The sequence below is a fragment of the Mycobacteroides immunogenum genome (assembly GCF_001605725.1).
In the GTDB taxonomy this organism is placed as follows: domain Bacteria; phylum Actinomycetota; class Actinomycetes; order Mycobacteriales; family Mycobacteriaceae; genus Mycobacterium; species Mycobacterium immunogenum.
The window spans coordinates 3,286,445-3,302,718 of sequence record NZ_CP011530.1 but is presented as its reverse complement, the minus strand read 5'-3'; the positions used below and the strand labels follow the sequence as shown (position 1 = coordinate 3,302,718).

The 16,274-nt window shown below is 64.7% G+C and carries 21 protein-coding genes and 1 pseudogene; 9 read left to right on the top strand and 13 right to left on the bottom strand.

What is annotated here, in order from left to right; translation table 11 throughout:
* Nucleotides 1-19 precede the first annotated feature (19 nt).
* Nucleotides 20-754 carry a hypothetical protein gene (locus tag ABG82_RS16135; RefSeq protein WP_052511011.1) on the top strand — a complete coding sequence of 245 codons (735 nt, stop codon included), beginning with the start codon at nucleotides 20-22 and terminating at the stop codon, nucleotides 752-754.
* A gap of 120 nt (nucleotides 755-874) precedes the next feature.
* Entirely contained in the window at nucleotides 875-1,924 is a 1,050-nt protein-coding gene (locus tag ABG82_RS16130) for a DUF4192 domain-containing protein (RefSeq protein ID WP_043077983.1), read from the top strand.
* Here ABG82_RS16130 and ABG82_RS16125 read toward each other — a convergent pair.
* From ABG82_RS16125 to ABG82_RS16115, 3 genes are all read right to left on the bottom strand, one after another.
* A complete protein-coding gene (locus ABG82_RS16125; protein ID WP_043077982.1) occupies nucleotides 1,921-2,607 on the bottom strand; it encodes a metal-dependent transcriptional regulator in 687 nt (228 codons plus the stop codon). The genes ABG82_RS16130 and ABG82_RS16125 overlap by 4 nt on opposite strands.
* Before the next feature lie 101 nt (nucleotides 2,608-2,708).
* The gene (locus tag ABG82_RS16120) at nucleotides 2,709-3,680 is read right to left on the bottom strand and encodes a sigma-70 family RNA polymerase sigma factor (RefSeq protein ID WP_043077981.1); all 972 of its coding nucleotides are present in this window, start codon (nucleotides 3,678-3,680) and stop codon (nucleotides 2,709-2,711) included.
* Between the two features lie 147 nt (nucleotides 3,681-3,827).
* Entirely contained in the window at nucleotides 3,828-4,220 is a 393-nt protein-coding gene (locus ABG82_RS16115) for a DUF3099 domain-containing protein (protein ID WP_043077980.1), read from the bottom strand.
* Nucleotides 4,221-4,245: 25 nt separating this feature from the next.
* Here ABG82_RS16115 and ABG82_RS16110 point away from each other — a divergent pair, with 25 nt between their 5' ends.
* Complete coding sequence (locus tag ABG82_RS16110) at nucleotides 4,246-4,479, top strand: DUF3039 domain-containing protein (RefSeq protein ID WP_005057213.1); 234 nt, start codon at nucleotides 4,246-4,248, stop codon at nucleotides 4,477-4,479.
* Here ABG82_RS16110 and ABG82_RS16105 read toward each other — a convergent pair.
* Nucleotides 4,476-5,447 (bottom strand): YihY/virulence factor BrkB family protein, encoded by a 972-nt coding sequence (locus ABG82_RS16105; protein ID WP_043077979.1) that lies wholly within the window; start codon nucleotides 5,445-5,447, stop codon nucleotides 4,476-4,478. The two genes, ABG82_RS16110 and ABG82_RS16105, sit on opposite strands and share 4 nt — an antisense overlap.
* Before the next feature lie 62 nt (nucleotides 5,448-5,509).
* Nucleotides 5,510-5,704, bottom strand: coding sequence for a DUF7455 domain-containing protein (locus tag ABG82_RS16100; RefSeq protein ID WP_043077978.1), 195 nt, complete (start codon nucleotides 5,702-5,704; stop codon nucleotides 5,510-5,512).
* Between the two features lie 216 nt (nucleotides 5,705-5,920).
* Here ABG82_RS16100 and ABG82_RS16095 point away from each other — a divergent pair, with 216 nt between their 5' ends.
* From ABG82_RS16095 to ABG82_RS16080, 4 genes are all read left to right on the top strand, one after another.
* A complete protein-coding gene (locus ABG82_RS16095; protein WP_043078094.1) occupies nucleotides 5,921-6,298 on the top strand; it encodes a DUF952 domain-containing protein in 378 nt (125 codons plus the stop codon).
* Nucleotides 6,299-6,360: 62 nt separating this feature from the next.
* Nucleotides 6,361-7,257, top strand: a complete 897-nt coding sequence (locus tag ABG82_RS16090) for a DUF692 domain-containing protein (protein ID WP_043077977.1) — start codon at nucleotides 6,361-6,363, stop codon at nucleotides 7,255-7,257.
* Nucleotides 7,250-7,678, top strand: a complete 429-nt coding sequence (locus ABG82_RS16085; RefSeq protein WP_043077976.1) for a hypothetical protein — start codon at nucleotides 7,250-7,252, stop codon at nucleotides 7,676-7,678. The genes ABG82_RS16090 and ABG82_RS16085 overlap by 8 nt, the downstream gene beginning before the upstream one ends.
* Nucleotides 7,675-7,845 (top strand): hypothetical protein, encoded by a 171-nt coding sequence (locus ABG82_RS16080; RefSeq protein ID WP_162269176.1) that lies wholly within the window; start codon nucleotides 7,675-7,677, stop codon nucleotides 7,843-7,845. The genes ABG82_RS16085 and ABG82_RS16080 overlap by 4 nt, the downstream gene beginning before the upstream one ends.
* Here the strand turns inward: ABG82_RS16080 and ABG82_RS16075 are convergent.
* The 3 genes and pseudogenes from ABG82_RS16075 to ABG82_RS16065 form a co-directional block, all read right to left on the bottom strand.
* Nucleotides 7,842-8,504 (bottom strand): sterol desaturase family protein, encoded by a 663-nt coding sequence (locus tag ABG82_RS16075; protein WP_043077975.1) that lies wholly within the window; start codon nucleotides 8,502-8,504, stop codon nucleotides 7,842-7,844. The genes ABG82_RS16080 and ABG82_RS16075 overlap by 4 nt on opposite strands.
* Entirely contained in the window at nucleotides 8,501-9,253 is a 753-nt protein-coding gene (locus tag ABG82_RS16070; protein WP_043077974.1) for a FadR/GntR family transcriptional regulator, read from the bottom strand. The genes ABG82_RS16075 and ABG82_RS16070 overlap by 4 nt, the downstream gene beginning before the upstream one ends.
* A gap of 54 nt (nucleotides 9,254-9,307) precedes the next feature.
* A pseudogene (locus ABG82_RS16065) lies at nucleotides 9,308-9,694 on the bottom strand (RidA family protein).
* Nucleotides 9,695-9,750: 56 nt separating this feature from the next.
* On the opposite strand from ABG82_RS16065, the gene ABG82_RS16060 reads away from it, so the two are divergent.
* Nucleotides 9,751-10,581, top strand: a complete 831-nt coding sequence (locus ABG82_RS16060) for an LLM class F420-dependent oxidoreductase (protein ID WP_043077973.1) — start codon at nucleotides 9,751-9,753, stop codon at nucleotides 10,579-10,581.
* Here ABG82_RS16060 and ABG82_RS16055 read toward each other — a convergent pair.
* The 4 genes from ABG82_RS16055 to ABG82_RS16040 form a co-directional block, all read right to left on the bottom strand.
* Nucleotides 10,578-11,249, bottom strand: coding sequence for a VOC family protein (locus tag ABG82_RS16055; RefSeq protein ID WP_043077972.1), 672 nt, complete (start codon nucleotides 11,247-11,249; stop codon nucleotides 10,578-10,580). The genes ABG82_RS16060 and ABG82_RS16055 overlap by 4 nt on opposite strands.
* Nucleotides 11,250-11,282: 33 nt before the next feature.
* The gene (locus tag ABG82_RS16050; protein WP_043077971.1) at nucleotides 11,283-12,659 is read right to left on the bottom strand and encodes an FAD-containing oxidoreductase; all 1,377 of its coding nucleotides are present in this window, start codon (nucleotides 12,657-12,659) and stop codon (nucleotides 11,283-11,285) included.
* Entirely contained in the window at nucleotides 12,656-13,138 is a 483-nt protein-coding gene (locus ABG82_RS16045; RefSeq protein ID WP_043077970.1) for a membrane protein, read from the bottom strand. Before ABG82_RS16045 ends, ABG82_RS16050 begins: the two co-directional genes overlap by 4 nt.
* A gap of 75 nt (nucleotides 13,139-13,213) precedes the next feature.
* Complete coding sequence (locus ABG82_RS16040) at nucleotides 13,214-13,771, bottom strand: methylated-DNA--[protein]-cysteine S-methyltransferase (RefSeq protein WP_162269196.1); 558 nt, start codon at nucleotides 13,769-13,771, stop codon at nucleotides 13,214-13,216.
* On the opposite strand from ABG82_RS16040, the gene ABG82_RS16035 reads away from it, so the two are divergent.
* Complete coding sequence (locus ABG82_RS16035) at nucleotides 13,758-14,753, top strand: hypothetical protein (RefSeq protein WP_054429040.1); 996 nt, start codon at nucleotides 13,758-13,760, stop codon at nucleotides 14,751-14,753. The genes ABG82_RS16040 and ABG82_RS16035 overlap by 14 nt on opposite strands.
* Before the next feature lie 24 nt (nucleotides 14,754-14,777).
* On the opposite strand, the gene ABG82_RS16030 is transcribed toward ABG82_RS16035, so the two are convergent.
* Nucleotides 14,778-16,229 carry an RNA polymerase sigma factor gene (locus ABG82_RS16030; RefSeq protein WP_078343246.1) on the bottom strand — a complete coding sequence of 484 codons (1,452 nt, stop codon included), beginning with the start codon at nucleotides 16,227-16,229 and terminating at the stop codon, nucleotides 14,778-14,780.
* Nucleotides 16,230-16,274 lie beyond the last annotated feature (45 nt).

The following is a 16,274-nucleotide window of genomic DNA, read 5'->3' as shown; positions in this document are numbered from 1 at the left end:
GCTATGCCGATGGCAGCATGTGACCGTGACGGCATCGCGGCTGGTAGCGACGATAGTTGTGGCTGGATGCTGCGCTGTTTTCGCTCCGGCATGCACGCGGGCCGTGGAGGGGGCCGCGGTACAGGCCTCGGGTGGCGCGGCCGCCCCGCTGACCACCACGACGACCGCCGTTCGCGCTCCGGCCGGCCCGGTGGGCCCGCTGTTGCTGTCGCCGGCAGATTTTCCGCACCAATATCCCGCCACCACCCTTGACCCGGGTGCGGCCGGGGTGGCGCTCCGCGATATCCGGGGTGTACCCGACGCGGCTACCGTCGCGCCCACGACGTGCGCGCCGGCACCCGTTCCGGCGGTGCCGCAGGATGCGGCGGTGGCGGTGGGTACCAATGGGTCCGACAACTCGACCATCACGGTCGCGGTGTTGCGGGTGCCGCAGCCGTTGGCCATCTACAAATCGCAGCTGGAGCAATGCGCTTCGTTCACCTTCACCGGTCCAGATCAGGTCCGGAGCACGGTCACCGCCTCACAGGCGGTGGCCCCGCCGATCAATGCCGATGATTCGGTGGCGGTCAATCAGAGTGTTTCCCCGACCGGGGCAGGCAGCGGTACCCAGACGACCCTCTCGCTCATCGCACAGGTGGCCGACATCCGAATCCAGGCCACCTACATGACGTTTCAGGGCACCGAACCCGACGCGGTACTCCTGGACCAGGCATTCACCGCCGCAGTACTCAAGGTGCACGACAACTTCCGCTGACGTGCACCGGTTTTGAGCGCGTTGTCCACACATGTGATCGCATCCACAGGTCGGCGGGTGCTCTCTAAAACGCCTGGTCGCTATCTGCGGCGTGACGGCCCTTGCTGTCAGCGTGCGGGCATGACATCACTGATACCCCCGACCCCCGGCCGCCCCGACTTTCGGCTGAATCGGCCGTCCGCTTTGATCGCAGCGCTACCGGCAATGCTGGGCTTCGTCCCCGAGGACTCCCTCGTGGTGGTCACGCTAGCCGACGGACTGATTGAGACGGTGCTGCGTAGGGATCTCTATGACCTGGACAACCCTGAACATGCTGCCTTTGCGGCGCTGGCCGAGGTACTCAGCCCTGGGCCAGCGGACGCGGTGATCGCTGTGGTCATCAGCGCCGGTCTCGATGTTCTGGGGGCCGCGGACATCATCCGGCGGCTGGCCAAACATCTTGCTTGCCGGGGCGTTTCGCTGATCGCCGGTCATGTGGTGGATCACATCGGACCCGGCGGATGGTGGCGATGCTACGACGGATGCGGGGCGGGCGGGCCTGTCGATGACCCGCAGTGTTCACCGCTGACGGCGGCCGCCGTGTTGGCGGGCAGGACGGTGCACCGGCGCCGCGAAGACCTCGTCGCGTTGATCGCGCCGACCGACACGCGCCGCACCGCCACCTTGGCCGCGTCACTGCGGCGCCCGTCGCCGGCGCGCGGTGAGGACGCGCCGGCAGATAGGCGGGCGGTGAACCGCGTGATGCGGGTGGCCTGCCGGATGGCCGAGATACGGCCGCTGTCCAACCGCGACATCCTCGCGATCGCTCGGTCTCTGACGGTCCTGCGTGTGCGCGACACCTTGTGCGCGTTGACAGTTGGTGTGCTGGCCACAGACGTGGAGCGGCTCTGGCTGGCGCTGAGCCGACTGCTACCGGCACCCTGGCGGGCCGAAGCGCTGGTGCTCTTGGGCTTCAGTGCCTACGTACGCGGCGACGGCCCGCTGGCAGGCGTCGCGTTGGATGCCGCGCTCGCGGCCGCGCCCGATCATCGCCTAGGGCAGCTGTTGATGTCGGCTCTGCAGGCCGGGATGCGGCCCGACGAGATCGGTACGTTGGCCGACACCGGCTTCCGGCTCGCTCATGAGCTGGGAATCAGTATGCCGCCCAAACAGATTCGGGGTGGCTGTTAGACCTTTTCCACCATGACGGCGTGGGCCATTTCGTGGGGAAGCTCGACGCTCTCATGGCCGGGAATGATGATGATGACACCATCGGGGGAGGACTCCACGGTCACACGTGCGTTGGGCACCACACCGGCGTCCTTGAGGCGGGACAGCAGGTCGGTGTCGGCCTGCACATGCTCGGCCAGCCGACGCACTACCACGGCAACCTGAGACCCAGACGGGATCTCGGTGAGCCGCACCGCGCTGGCGCTCTCGGACCGGTCGGTGGGGACCCCGAGCTCGGAGAGTCCGGGGATCGGGTTACCGAACGGCGAGGTGGTCGGGTTGTTGAGCACGGTGAGCAGACGGCGTTCCACGTCCTCGCTCATCACGTGCTCCCAGCGGCAAGCCTCGGCGTGCACGTCCTCCCACGGCAGGCCGATGATGTCCACCAGCAGGCACTCGGCCAGCCGGTGCTTACGCATGACCGACACCGCCAGCGCGCGGCCCTTGTCGGTGAGTTCAAGGTGGCGGTCGCCGGCGACATTCAGCAGACCGTCGCGTTCCATCCGCGCCACCGTCTGGCTGACCGTCGGGCCACTCTGCTCGAGCCGCTCGGCGATGCGAGCACGCAGCGGTACGACGCCCTCTTCTTCAAGGTCGTAGATCGTGCGCAGATACATCTCTGTCGTGTCGACAAGATCGTTCACTACTCGCCCCTTACGGTCGTGCTCATTCTAGCGATCTACAACGCAAATCGGGGCGCTGCGCTTCCAGAACGCAGCGCCCCGAGGGCAGGGTAGTAGGTCAACTAGCTCGCGTACGAACGCAGCCGTTCCGCGCGGTCGCCGTGGCGCAGTTTCGTCATGACTTCACGCTCGATCTGACGCACTCGCTCGCGGGAGAGTCCGAACAGCTTGCCGATCTGATCCAGCGTCCGCGCCTGTCCGTCATCGAGGCCGTAGCGCAGCCGAATGACCTGCTGCTCGCGTTCGTCGAGCGTGGCCAGCACACTGCGCACATCCGAGTGCAACAGCTCGGCGATGACGGCGTTCTCTGCCGACATGGCCTCGGTGTCCTCGATGAAGTCACCCAGCGGCGCTTCCTCGTCGGTGCCGACTGGCATGTCCAGGCTTACCGGGTCCCGGCTGTGGTCCAGCAGATCGCCGATCTTCTCCACCGGGATACCCGACTCCTCGGCCAGTTCCTCATCGCTGGCCTCGCGGCCGAGCCGCTGGTGCAGTTCGCGCTTGATGCGGGCCAGCTTGTTGACCTGCTCCACCAGGTGGACAGGCAGCCGGATGGTGCGGCTCTGGTCGGCCATGCCGCGGGTGATGGCCTGACGGATCCACCAGGTCGCGTAGGTCGAGAACTTGAAGCCCTTGGCGTAGTCGAACTTCTCCATGGCGCGGATCAGACCCAGATTGCCTTCCTGGATGAGATCAAGCAGCGGCATGCCGCGGCCGGTGTAGCGCTTGGCGAGCGACACCACCAGACGCAGGTTGGCCTCCAACAGGTGGCTGCGCGCCGCGTTGCCCTCACGCACGATCACCGCGAGGTCCTTCTTGCGGGCCTCGCCGAGGCGCTTCTTGGTGTCGAGAAGGTGCTGGGCGTACAGCCCCGCCTCAATCCGTTTGGCCAGCTCGACTTCATCCTCCGCCGTGAGCAGAGCGGTCTTGCCGATGCCGTTCAAATACACCCGAACGAGATCGGCGGCCGGACTTTGGGCGTCCAGATCCTCGGACTCGGTGGTGCGGGCCGGACGGGTCGTGGCGTTTGCCATCGCTGCCTCCTAGTTGATCCGTAAGTCTCATGTGTTGCAACGCGTGGTGGGCCCGGAAAGTTCCTGAGGTTCCCAAACGTCGCCATCATTGACCTGCGGATTTGCCGTCAGCAGCTGAGAATGTCCTGAGAATTGACATAGCTGCCCCTAAGACGGGCCAGCGGAGTCCTCTGGCGGGGAGTGCGGTTGCGGCGCAGACGCGGGATCAATCGCTCTGCGCTCTGCGGTGGGAAACAGCGCGTGGTGTTGGGTCTGAGGGCCGTACCGGCGTGGCTCCTCGGCCTTTCGCGGCGGGCGATCGTTGGCGATCAGTACGGCCATCCAGGGAAGCGGGATCGATGCGGCCAGGATGGCCAGCGATATCCACCCGTTGTGCCACACGCTGTAGGCCCAGGCGGCGCCGATCAGGGCCGGGATCCGGAACGCCATGAGCGACAGATACCGGCGTACCCGGGCGCGATGCTGGTCCTCTACCGAGACCGCGGCCGCTGTGATGAGTACGGGTCGGCCATCGTCATCGAACGACAGCTCTTTTCTCATATCTCCACAATGTCACAATGTAGGAATGGATACGCAGACCCTTGAGCGTCCGGATACCACCGTCGACGAAAGCACCGATAGCGATACGCCGAAGGTCTTCCATTACGTCAAGAAGGACAAGATCGTCGAGAGCGCGGTCATGGGAAACCACGTGGTCGCCCTGTGCGGTGAGGTTTTCCCGGTCACCCGGTCGGCCAAGCCCGGCTCCCCGGTGTGCCCGGACTGCAAGCGCATCTACGAGATGATGAAGAAGGACTAGCAGCCTTCCGGGGAATCCGCGGGGGAGCCGTCGGCCTTGCCGTTTTGGCCGTTCTGACCGTTTTGGGGGCTGAGCCACTCCCGCAGCTGCCGGGCGTGCGTCGCCCCGGCGGGCCAGCTCTCCTCGATCGCGGCATTGAGTTCGGCGCCCAGCACGATCGCGAAGCCGAGCATGAACGCGAACAGCAGGAACGCGATCGGGGTGGCCAGTGCGCCGTAGGTGTATCCCGTTCCGGTGATCCAGTTCAGGTAAAACCGCAGCCCCAGGCTGGCGATCACGAAGAACGTCACGGCCAGTAGCGCGCCGATCCACAGCCGATGCGACGGAAGCGGCCTGGGTAGGGACACCCGGTACAGCAGCGTCACCAAGGCCACCAGCGCGATACCCAGCAGCGGGAAGTAGCCGTACCGAAGCAGCGCGTTCCACGAGTCGGGCACCACCTCGGCGATCCTTTTTGGTCCCAACGCGATCACCGGCAATGTCACCACCGCCATCACCAACGCCGCGACGTACAACCCCAGCGCAAAGAACCGCTGACGGACGGGGTGGCGCAGCGGAGTCTGGTCGTGTGCCTCCACGACGGAGTCCACAAAACTCGAGATCGCCGACGAGCCCGCCCACAGCGAGATGACGAACCCTATCGAAACCACCTCGCCACGCCCATCGCGCATGATGTCGATGATTGTCGGCTCGATGATCTCGCTGACCACGCTCTTGCTGAAGACGCTGTTGGCCACCCGGACAAGCCGCTCCTGGATCTCGGGCAACGTGTCCGGGCCGAACAGCGGCCCGACGAACGTCAAGCTGCCCAGGATACCCAACAGCAGTGGCGGTAGTGATAGCACCTGCCAGAAAGCGGCTTGGGCTGACTGCGCGAAAATCGAGTCATCCCAACTCTTTACGGCAGTCCGGCGCATCACGTGTAAGACGTCCCGACCGAACGAGACATGGCGTGGCTTCTCACTCATGGCCACACCAGCATTCCTGATGGGATGGTCAGCGTTGCTTACCGGGGGTGAAACCGCGGTAACTAATCCTCGAGCGGGCCGCTGATGTACAGCACCGCCGACATGGCCGCCAGCTTCTCGGAGTGCTCATTGGCGTGGTGCTGGCAAAAAAGCAGCTCGGCCCCCGAGGGGAGCGTGGCGCGGACCCGGGCAGCCGCTCCGCAACGATCGCAGCGGTCAGCCTTCGTCAGCTCTGGACTGGTCAGAGTTGCGTTCATGGCTCCTCCGTATCTCTCCTGAGCTTTGCGGTCCGGTGAACCGCTCGGCGCTTCTGTTCGTACTCGATATGTACATTGTCAGACGTTTGGGGGGTTTCGGTTGTTCCCTGGGTGTGTCCGGTGTGTCGCGACTCACGTCCGGTGCGTTACCGGGCGGCGGAGGCCGGCGGGAAGGTCGATGTGCCGTCTGTAGGTAGCGGATCAGATACTGGTGTGATGCAGTCGATGGACAGCGGCGAAGCCGAACTTCTTCACATCTGCTCCACCGATGAGTGGGCGGTCGCACGTGCACAGGGAGAGCATCGGCCCACGTCACTGGCCGAAACGGGATTTATTCACCTCTCCGCGCCGTATCAGATTCACCTTCCCGCCAACCGTTTGTATCGCGGAAGGTGTGATCTGGTCGTATTGTCTGTTGCCCTGAATCTGCTTGACTCTCCGGTACGTTGGGAACCAGGCGTGCCCAGCGACCCGGAATCGATGCTTTTCCCTCATTTGTACGGACCGCTGCCGACTGCCGCGGTTACCTCTGCGGCGAAATTCCGGCCGGGGCCGGATGGCTTTTTTGAGCCGCTGGCACCAAGCACTTCCTAAGCTATCAACGTGGTAGCTAGACTGGCGTAGTTCGTCGGTCTTGAGATAAGGGGGTAACCGCGGTGGCCTCTTCAAATCACCCGCTTAAGACCGTGCTGGCCGACGAGCCCGCGGTCGGCGCCTCGTGGCGCCCCGAGCTTGCTGCGATGTTCAACCAGGGCGCCGTCACCGACGATTCGCTCAACCTCGCTTTCACCGAGATCGTCGCCGAGAACTTCCGTCCCGGACAGCTGCCCGCGGAACTGACGGGCCTGCGTGAGGCGGGCACCGTTGTGGTGCCGCACGGGGTGTCGTTGGGTTTGGCCGGCGCTGACCTGCCGGACGCCAAGCGCGTGAAGCACCTTGCTGCCCTGGCATCGGAACTGAACGCACCGATGGTCAGCGAGCATGTGGCCTTCGTGCGGGCCGGGTTTGAAAACGGGCGGTACAGCGGTGTGCTCGAGGCGGGGCATTTGATCGCTCCGCCGCGCACCACATTGGCGCTCGACGTGCTGGTGGACAACGTGTCGCGGGTTCAAGACGACCTCGGTGTGCCGCTGGCGCTGGAGAATGTGGCCACCACCTTGCAGTGGCCCGAGAACGAGCTCAGCGAGCCCGATTACTTGCGTGAGTTGTCGCGGCGCACCGACTGCTGGCTGGTGCTCGATATTCCTAATCTCTACGCGACGGCGGTGGCCTCGGGCACCGATCCGGTCGCGCTGCTGCGCCGTTTCCCGATCGAGCGGGTGGCGTACGTGCATATCGCGGGTGGCCGCTTCGAGGGCAATCTGTACTGGGATACCCATGCCGACACCATCATCGAGCCGGTGGCCGACCTGCTCACCGAACTCGTGGTGCTCACCTCGGGCCGCAGCCTGGGCGTGCTGATCGAGCGTGACGGGTCGATCGACGAGGCCAGCGTGAGTGCCGATCTGTCGGTCGTTCGTCAGGCGATCAAGGCCGGTGTTGTCCATGCTTGACAACCGTGAGGTACTGCGGCGCCGCCAATTGTCGGTGCTGTCGGATCTGCTGGCGGGCAACGCCCCGTGTGGTTTTGACGAGTACACGGCGCTGACCGCCGGTGCGCAACTGCGCGCCAAACGACGCTTTGACATGGCCAGGGCCGTGCCGTGGCTCGAGGAAATGCCCAACTGGGAGTACGAATTCGAGCAGTATGCGCGGCTGCATTCGATGCGATGCTGTGTGCTGTGCGATGCCAAGGAGTTTCGCGAGTACAGCTACGAGCTGCCGCGTCTGCGTGATTGGGTGATGGATCGCGAGGTCTCCGAAGGACTTCGCCGCATCGCCCTGGTGCGCCGTGGTGGCCGCCGGGAACTCCAGATCGCATTTGGAAAGAAGCTGCGTTACTTCGCATTACGGCCGGAGCAGGCTGAGGCATGATGACCGCGATCATCGTCGGTGTGACGGTGATCGTGTTGTTGATCGCTGGGCTGGGGTTTTTTGTGGCCACCAATTCGGGCAGTAGGCCGCGGAACCATGCTGGCGGGCCGGATCATCAGCAGGACGGCTATTCGGGAGCCAGTTGCGGGCCCGGTTCCGGGACCTAACCAGTAATGCTGGGCGCGTGTAGATTTCGCACAGTCGGCGAGGATTTCACCTGCTGCGGGTCCGGATAGGTTCCCAGTAGCCGGTCGGCGGTTCCCGAGCTGGTGACGGTGAACCAGTAGTTCTCGTTCTTGAAGTGGTGGTACCGGTGGTTACGCCAGACCGCGCGATAGATGGCATGCCGCGGCTTGTAATCGGTGTGGATGAGATAGTGCGTCCACTCGTAGAACACCAGAAACAGCGCGATTGTGAGAGCGAAGGTTAGACCAATCCCAGTGCGCGGGAAGGCCAATAGTGCGATCGCGGTGACCCCGGCAACCACCACGATCAGGCTGGGCCAGGGGATGAACACCAGCGGGACGTCGCGCGGATCCTGATGATGCAGCCGGTGGTCGCGGGCCAGTCTGGAGTCCACCCGCACCGGTCCCCATGAACGCGGGCGCCAGTGCAGGATGCCGACATGGATCAGCCATTCGGCGATCGGGGAGATGGCTACCAGCGCGATGGGTGTGATGGCGTCCGCGATTGTCCAGCCGCCCAGGGAGATTCGGCTGGCCAGAAGCGCGACGGACCATGCGATCAGCATCCATGGCGTGGGGTGTTTGACGAATTCTGCGAGGGCATCGCGCAGGGTCATCGACTTGCGTGCGGTACGCGTCATTGCCGGTTCTCCGATTCCGCCGCGGTGTCAGTTGGGAGTTCGCGCAAGAGTTGGTCAAAAGCCTTGGTGCCCAAGGCGAGCATCGCCGCCGCAGCGTCGTGCGCGGCGGCGGGATCTGCGGAGGCGACAGCGTCGGCCAGTGCACGATAGTGGCCGATATTGCCTACCTCGGCGGCCATGACATTCACCAGGACATCCAAGGCCCGCACGTATGAGTCGCGCATGGTGTTGAACACCAACCGAAAGGCGATTGAGTCGGCGGTATCGATGACCAGCTCCCAGAATCCGAGTGCTTGCCACATCCGTTGCAGGGGATCGCTTTCCGATTCCAGTTCGGCGGCCATCGCATGCAAGCGATCGGCTACCCCGGGGGTTTGATGTGCCCGTTGCGCGGCCAGGCGTGCGACCTGGGGGCCGATGATGGCCCGGGCCTCGATCACGCTGGCCAGGGTGCGGCGGTCTACATCACCGCCGTACGCCAGGAGCAGTGGCAGTACATCGAAACCGGCGTCGCTGCGGTAATCGCGGATCACCGTCGATCCGCCCTGGCGGATGTGAATCAGCCCCGAACGTTCCAGGCGTCCCAGTGCTTCGCGGACCGCGGTGCGTGACACCCCGAGGGCTTCGGCGAGGGCTCGTTCACTGGGCAGCGTGTCGCCCGGGGTGCGGTCGCCGGTGAGAACCTGCGCCGCGAGCTGGCTGAATATCTCGTCGGGGATCGACTGACGGGCGATCGGCTGCAGTGCCATGTAGGCACGGTAGCACCACGATTGGTAAGAGGTCTAGTGGTCAGACCAATTGTCCTATTCCACGATGGCGTCTGCTTCTATCTCCACGAGCAGCGCCGGGGCGATGAGTGCCGACACCTGGACCATCGTGGCGGCCGGGCGGATATCGCCAAAAAACTCGCCGTGGGCCGATCCGACCTCGCGCCATCGACTGATATCTGTCACAAAGATCCGGGTCCGCACCACATCGCCCAGTGAGGCACCCACCTGGTTAAGTGCTGATGAGATGCGGCGCAGCGCCTCGCGGGTCTGTTCGGCGATGTCATCGCCCCCGACGGGGGGACGGCCCGGCTGTGCGGCGGTGGTGCCGGCGACGGCAACGTGCCCGCCGGTCCGCACCGCACGTGAGTAGCCGACCGTGCTTTCTCATTCGCCGCCCGACGAGATCCGCATGCGTTCCATGGCGGCAGCGTAGGTGGCCGGGAATACCGGTGGCGATCGAATAATTGGACTGCGATGTGACTGATCGCATACGCATTGGAATTCAGCTCCGGCCGGCCAAGGCGCAGAGCTACCGGCAGTGGCGTGACGCCGTGCTGCGCGCCGAAGACAAGGGTGCGGACGTCATCTTCGGCTATGACCATTTCCATTGGCCGGCCGGCACCCTCAGCAGTGCAGGGGTGGTCCTGGACGAGGTGCAACCCGATGTCAACAACTTCGAGGCCTGGACCGCGCTTGGGTCGTGGGCCGAGATCACCTCGCGGGCAGAGATCGGGCTGCTCGTCACGGGTGTGGGATATCGCAACCCTGATCTGCTGGCCGATATGGCGCGCACCGTCGATCACATCAGCGATGGCCGCCTGATCCTCGGGGTCGGTGCTGGTTGGTACGAAAGGGACTACACCACCTATGGGTACGAGTTCGGGACGACGGGTTCACGTTTCGATTTGTTCGAGGACAGCCTGGTCCGGATCGAGAGCCGATTGGGTCAGCTGCTGCCGCAGCCGGTGCGCCCCATCCCGATCCTGATCGGTGGTGGCGGCGAGAAGCGCACCATCCCGTTGGTGGCCCGGCACGCGCACATCTGGCATGCGTTCGGCGACATCGACACCTACCGGCGTAAGAACAACATTCTGATCGCCGAGGCTGACCGCATCGGTCGCGACCACCATGAGATCGAACGCTCCACCAGCTGGGGACTGGATCCCGCGCGCGGGCTCACCGGGGCAGAGGCGGACGCGTATGTCGAGGTGGGTGCCAGGCTTTTCACCGTCGGGATTGACGCCGATAACGACTATGACCTGTCGGTGCTCGACGCGCCGCTGGCCTGGCGCGATTCACGCTCCTAGCCCCTCAGTGGTTGAACCAGGAAATGCTCACCGATCTCCAGCGCGGTGGGTATGTCCGCCGTGACGATGGTTGGCGCGGCGGCCGGTGCCACCCGGTTCTCGGGGCGCCAGGTGGCGTCGGCCGGTACCAGGATGAACAGTCCGTCGTGGTCACCCATCGGACCGAACCGGGCAGAGGGCTCTCCGAATGGCAGTAGTGCGAGTTTGTCGCGCAAGAGCGTCTGGGTCTGCAGCACATCGGAAACACCGAATCCGACCTCGCTGATGTACCGGATGTCTTCGACACCGAACGGCCGCTCGATGTGGTTGTCCAAGATGTTGCGTTCGATCAGTTCGAGCACCGCGTCATCGGGTCCGGCGAAGTAGACGCTGCGCGCCTGCCAGTTGGGCGGGCAGTCGAACTCGTCGTGCCATTCTCCGTCCGTCTGCAAGGTCACCCGCTGTGATAGCCACTGCTTGGCCGACGTGAGGCTTCCGGCCGGGACGGTAAAGGCGATGTGATGTGAACCGTGATATGCCGGACCGGGCACCATCGTCAACGTGCTGTCGCCAATATGCACCGTGGCTACGTCACGATCGAGTTGTACTGGTAATTCCAGTGTTTCGGAGTAGAAGCGCGCGGCGCTGGGTACATCGGTTGCGGTGATCCGCACATCGTGAATCTTCATGATCAGATGCTATTGTCTCAAGTGCACTTGAGATCAAACGAGCGGTTGAAGATCGCCCAATACTGTGGGCAGGAACTCCGCCACGGTCGGATGGATGTGCACGGTGCGCTGAAGCTGCCGTGCGGGCACGCCGTACTGCATGGTGTCGAGAAGGCAGTGCACCACCTCGTCGCCGCCCACCCCGAGGATCGTCGCACCCAGAATCAGATCGGTATCGGCATCGACCAAAACTTGCATGTAGCCGTCGGTTTCACCCTTTTCCAGGGCGCGGCCCACCTGGCTCATCGGTTTGCGCCCGACCAACACGGGGCGTCCTGACGCGCGTGCCTGCGTCTCGGTCATGCCCACCCGGCCCAGTGGCGGATCGGTGTACAGGGCATAGCAGGGCAGTCTGTCGGTGACCCGCCGCGGATCGTCGTCCAGCAGATTTGCCGCGACGATCTCGTAGTCGTTGTATGACGTATGGGTGAACGCGCCACGGCCATTGCAGTCGCCCAGCGCCCAGATACCCGGCACCGTCGTGCGCAGCTGGTCGTCCACCGTGATGTACCCACGGTCGTCGGTGGCCACCCCGGCGTTCTCCAGGCCCAAGTCGTCGGTGTTCGGCCGTCGTCCCACCGCCACCAGCACATGAGACCCGAGCACCTCGGGTGTACCGTGCGTGCAATCGACGCCGACGGCGACTCCCTGCTCATGGCGCGCCAGGTTGATGCAAGAGGCGTTGAGACGGAAGGAGATTCCCTCACGCTCGAGAACTTCTTGAATGATCCCCGACGCGTCGGGGTCTTCGCGCTCCACCAGGCGCGGTCCCCGGTGCACCACGGTGACCTGGCTGCCGAACCGGCGGTAGATCTGTGCGAATTCCAGTCCCACATAGCTGCCGCCGATCACCACGAGATGTTCCGGTATTCCGTCGTACTCGATCAACGAACTGTTGGTGAACAACGGGACATCGTCGACACCGGGCCACTCCGGTACCACCGCGCGGCCCCCGACGTTCAGGAAAATCTTTGGGGCGGAAATAATCTCGTCATCCACGGCGAGTTCGGTGGGGGAGACGAAGCGGGCATGCCCGTGGTAGATCGTGCAGCCGAGATCCTTGAGCCATTTCTGTCCGCCGTTGCGTGACGGCAGGATCACCGAATCCTTGCGTTCGCGCACCCGTGCCATGTCCATGCCCACCGGGCCGTCGACAACCACGCCCCAGCGTGCCGCGTCGCGTGCCATGTGAGCGGCGTGCGCGCTGGCCACCAGCGCCTTGGTGGGCCGGCATCCCGTGTTAACGCAGGTGCCGCCGAATAGGTGCCGCTCCACGATGGCCACCGTCATCCCCGCGCCGCGCAGCCGCGCGGCCAGTGAGGGACCGGCCTGCCCGGCGCCCACCACGATGGCGTCGAAATGTGCGCTCACGCGGCCAGTCCCAAGGTGATCGCGAGGGCCGTGACCATGGTGACCACATCCTCGGTGAGTGCGGCGGGAAGATCCTTGCCGAAGGCCCCGGCCAGTTGTCCGCGCGCCCAGGCTCCGCCGAGCGTGCCGATCACCGCGCCGATCGCGCCGAGTATGAGCCCGATGATCAGCCCGGGCGAGGTGCCGCCGGCCAGCGTGCCGAACACCGCACCGTAGAAGGCGCCCAGCACCACGCGCGCGGCGAATGCCGGCGGCGCCTTTCGGCTTGGCGTCTTGGGCAGTTTGTCGTTGACAATCTCGCCGACCGCCAGCACCGTGGCAATGATGGCCACGATCAGGCTCGCCAGGAATGATGCCCAGGTGCCTTCCACGAGAAGGCATTTAGCGAATGCTGCCCAGCTCAAGACGGCCAGTGGAGTCATCGCGCGCAGACCCGCGACGATTCCGATGAGCAGTGCGGCTACATAAAGACCGGTCATGGATTCTCCCGAGGCGTAAGCCGGTGATCTTGGCGGAGCTGGGCTAGAGCGTAGTCTCGCGATCTAGCTTTCGCGTCAGAACAGGGTGGGGTCGTCGAAACCGGGGGTGTGTTCGAGCCTGAGGAGTTCGCGTTTGGTCACCACCCCGCCGTAGGCGGAGAAGCCGTGCAGGCTGTGGTCGGCGGCCAGCACCCGGTGGCAGGGGACCAGGAGTGGAATCGGGTTGCGGCCCAAGGATTGTCCGACGGCCTGTGCGGCACCCGGCTCACCGACGGAAGCGGCCACCTCGCCGTAACTGCGGGTCTTTCCGGGGCCGATGGCCCGCGTCACCGCGTAGACCTCACGATCGAAATCGGTGGTGCCATCCAGATCCAGGGTGACCCATTGCAGATCGTCGTTCTCACCGGCCAGCACACGCCGAACACCGTCGATGGCGTCCGACACGTGAGCGGGCGGAGGAAGTTCACTGCCCGCGGGGCGCCGGATCCTGGCAAGGGTGGCCACATCGTCGTGCTCGGGCAGTTGCAAGGCGACAATGCCCTTGTCGCTCCAGGCGATCGCGCAGTTGCCAATCGCGGTGTCGAAGAAGCAGTGGCCGACAGTGCTCACGTTCCCCAGTATGGCCGCAACCACTGACAGGCTGGCTACGCTGGTCGCCATGGTGGGGGTGGGGCGTCGTATCAAGGGCTTGGTATCGGCCGCGGGATTGTTCGCGTTGGTGCTGGGTTGTACCGGTGCGCCCGACCGTCATGAAGAAGCCGCTCGACTGGAGTCGGCGCTCAGGCAAATGCCCGGCGTTGACCGGGCGTCGGTGGCGTACGAGAACGCCTTCGCGCGGGGTGCCACGCTGGGTATCGACGTGGCCATGCCGACGGCCACCGAAACGCAGATCGGTGATGTGGTCAGCACCCTCGGGCGATTGAAAGGCCACGACTTCGACGGGTTCTATCAGTGGACCAACATCACCGTCACACAACGTAACCGGCTGCTTGTCCGGCCCGGTACGAATCCGGACGTGGCCGCACTGACCACGCAGGTTGGGCAGCTCCGGGCAGTGGAAGCCGCATTTCCTGGCGAGAAGATCGAGCAGTACGCGGGGATCGACATCACCGAGCTGACCATGCCGGTGCCCGAAGCACTGGCCCGCGTGCGCACTGCCGTGGGCAGCGCACCGATCGAAGTTGTGGTCAAACCGAAACGGGCCAGCGACGAGCCGATCTGGAGTGTCCAGTTTCCGTTCTCCGCCGGCCACGAGACGGCGATTCGTCAGCGGCTTGGCCGGATGCCGATCACCGTCGGCGGCGTCTGGGTCGGCGAGGCGGGATATTTGACGCGGCTAACCGCTGATATCCGTCACCGCCAGACGGCCTATGACGACCTTGCTGCCGCCATCGTCGCATCGGGAGCCGGTAAAGAACGACCGATGAACCTTCTCTGGGCGGCCCAAGACGGCCCTCAGGAGCGCGACCGGCCGACGTTCCACGGTGAGGTGTCCGTGGGCAGCTGCGACTACGGATCCAACGACACCGGCCAACCGGATCCGAAGTACTACACCCCGGACGCGATCGATGTGCAAAAACGCATCCGGGAGCGATTCGACAACTGCCCGCGCTGATCGCGCCGGCGGTGCGGGAACCGGCTAGTCCAGGTAGTCGCGCAGCACCTGTGAACGGCTGGGGTGGCGCAGCTTGGACATGGTCTTGGATTCGATCTGCCGGATGCGCTCGCGGGTCACCCCGTACACCTGGCCGATCTCGTCGAGCGTGCGCGGCTGACCGTCGGTGAGACCGAACCGCAGACGCACCACGCCGGCTTCGCGCTCGGAGAGCGTCTCCAGCACCGACTGCAGCTGATCCTGCAACAGCGTGAAGGACACCGCGTCCACGGCGACAACGGCTTCGCTGTCCTCGATGAAATCGCCGAGCTGGGAATCGCCCTCGTCACCGATGGTCTGGTCCAGCGAGATGGGCTCACGCGCGTACTGCTGGATCTCCAGCACCTTCTCCGGCGTGATGTCCATTTCTTTGGCCAGCTCTTCGGGCGTGGGTTCGCGACCCAGGTCCTGCAGCAGCTCACGCTGGATACGGCCGAGCTTATTGATGACCTCGACCATGTGCACCGGAATGCGGATGGTGCGGGCCTGGTCGGCCATCGCGCGCGTGATGGCCTGGCGGATCCACCAGGTGGCGTACGTCGAGAACTTGTAACCCTTTGTGTAGTCGAACTTCTCGACCGCGCGGATCAGGCCCAGGTTGCCTTCCTGGATGAGATCCAGGAACGCCATGCCACGGCCGGTGTAGCGCTTGGCCAGCGACACCACCAGACGCAGGTTGGCCTCCAGCAGGTGGTTCTTGGCGCGATCTCCGTCACGGCAGATCCACATCATGTCGCGGCGCTGCGCGGCGGGAAGCTTCTCGCCCTTCTCGGTCAGCTCGGTGACGATCTGGGTGGCGTAGAGCCCCGCCTCGATCCGCTTGGCCAGCTCAACTTCCTCTTCGGCGTTGAGCAGTGCGACCTTGCCGATCTGCTTGAGGTAGGCACGCACCGAGTCCGCGGAGGCGGTGAGTTCGGCGTCCTTGCGGGCTTGCCGCAGCGCCTCGGATTCTTCCTCGTCCCAGACGAAATCGCCCGAAGCCTTGTCCTTCTCGGAGGGCTCGTCGTCGCTCTCGGCTTCCGCCTCGGGCTCGGGCTCGGCGGCCGCCTCAGCGAGGTCGGCCTCGATGTCGGTGTCATCGCCGAGGTCGGTGTCCAGATCGTCGCCAGGCTCGATGTCGCCGTCATCGGCGGAGCCCTGCGGCTCGAGACTGGGATCGGTGGCCTTGGCGGCGGCCTTCTTGGCCGGGGCTTTCTTGGCCGGAGCCTTCTTCGCGGGCGCCTTGGCGGCGGCCTTCGCGGGTGCCTTCTTGGCCGGTGCCTTCTTCGCGGGCGCCTTCTTGGCAGGCGCTGCCTTGGTGGCGGTGGTGTTCGACGGTGTTTCGGCGGTGGCCTGCGTTACCGGAGCTGCTTTCGTGGCTGCCACGTACGCCCTTTCCTGACTACTTCTTCGACGCGCATGGGCATGCAAAATCGAGAATTTGGCTGTCTGCTTGATGTTTGTCGCCGCGGGGGAGCACCTGCGTGGACCTGCGTGCGGCTA

Bases quoted from the DNA above. Each gene is read 5' to 3' on its own strand.
- ABG82_RS16130 (WP_043077983.1), top strand. From the start codon at position 875: ATGACATCACTGATACCCCCGACCCCCGGCCGCCCCGACTTTCGGCTG.
- ABG82_RS16120 (WP_043077981.1), bottom strand. From the start codon at position 3,680: ATGGCAAACGCCACGACCCGTCCGGCCCGCACCACCGAGTCCGAGGAT.
- ABG82_RS16115 (WP_043077980.1), bottom strand. From the start codon at position 4,220: ATGAGAAAAGAGCTGTCGTTCGATGACGATGGCCGACCCGTACTCATC.
- ABG82_RS16110 (WP_005057213.1), top strand. From the start codon at position 4,246: ATGGATACGCAGACCCTTGAGCGTCCGGATACCACCGTCGACGAAAGC.
- ABG82_RS16105 (WP_043077979.1), bottom strand. From the start codon at position 5,447: ATGAGTGAGAAGCCACGCCATGTCTCGTTCGGTCGGGACGTCTTACAC.
- ABG82_RS16100 (WP_043077978.1), bottom strand. From the start codon at position 5,704: ATGAACGCAACTCTGACCAGTCCAGAGCTGACGAAGGCTGACCGCTGC.
- ABG82_RS16095 (WP_043078094.1), top strand. From the start codon at position 5,921: ATGCAGTCGATGGACAGCGGCGAAGCCGAACTTCTTCACATCTGCTCC.
- ABG82_RS16085 (WP_043077976.1), top strand. From the start codon at position 7,250: ATGCTTGACAACCGTGAGGTACTGCGGCGCCGCCAATTGTCGGTGCTG.
- ABG82_RS16080 (WP_162269176.1), top strand. From the start codon at position 7,675: ATGATGACCGCGATCATCGTCGGTGTGACGGTGATCGTGTTGTTGATC.
- ABG82_RS16075 (WP_043077975.1), bottom strand. From the start codon at position 8,504: ATGACGCGTACCGCACGCAAGTCGATGACCCTGCGCGATGCCCTCGCA.
- ABG82_RS16070 (WP_043077974.1), bottom strand. From the start codon at position 9,253: ATGGCACTGCAGCCGATCGCCCGTCAGTCGATCCCCGACGAGATATTC.
- ABG82_RS16055 (WP_043077972.1), bottom strand. From the start codon at position 11,249: ATGAAGATTCACGATGTGCGGATCACCGCAACCGATGTACCCAGCGCC.
- ABG82_RS16045 (WP_043077970.1), bottom strand. From the start codon at position 13,138: ATGACCGGTCTTTATGTAGCCGCACTGCTCATCGGAATCGTCGCGGGT.
- ABG82_RS16035 (WP_054429040.1), top strand. From the start codon at position 13,758: ATGGCCGCAACCACTGACAGGCTGGCTACGCTGGTCGCCATGGTGGGG.